The sequence below is a fragment of the Streptomyces sp. SID5464 genome (genome assembly GCF_009862985.1).
GTDB classification, from domain to species: Bacteria; Actinomycetota; Actinomycetes; order Streptomycetales; family Streptomycetaceae; genus Streptomyces; species Streptomyces chartreusis_D.
Genome location: NZ_WWIQ01000026.1, coordinates 1 through 246, shown reverse-complemented (window position 1 = coordinate 246; position 246 = coordinate 1). Strand labels below are relative to the sequence as shown.

General features: G+C 70.7%; 1 protein-coding gene. It reads right to left on the bottom strand.

What is annotated here, in order from left to right:
- The coding region (locus tag GTY47_RS18660) for an FAD-dependent oxidoreductase (RefSeq protein WP_010049244.1) at window positions 1-183 on the bottom strand (183 nt) is incomplete at its 3' end.
- Window positions 184-246: the final 63 nt, after the last annotated feature.

Sequence of the window (246 nt, the reverse complement as noted above, 5' to 3'; positions counted from 1 at the left end):
GAGGATCCTGCGCACCTCGTCGTCGTAGGCGCCGGCACGCGGGAGCGGGTAGATGTCCCTGTGGCGTTCGAGGACGACGCTGCGGACTCCGCGCCGGGCCAGGAGGAGGGCGGCGGTCACGCCCACGGGCCCGGCGCCGACGATCACCACGGGTACGTCTGCCCCGTTACGTTCGAAGATCATGTGCTTCGGGTCTCATTTCGCGTCCGTGACGGGGGTGCGCTGCTCGCCGAGGTCGATCCGGCC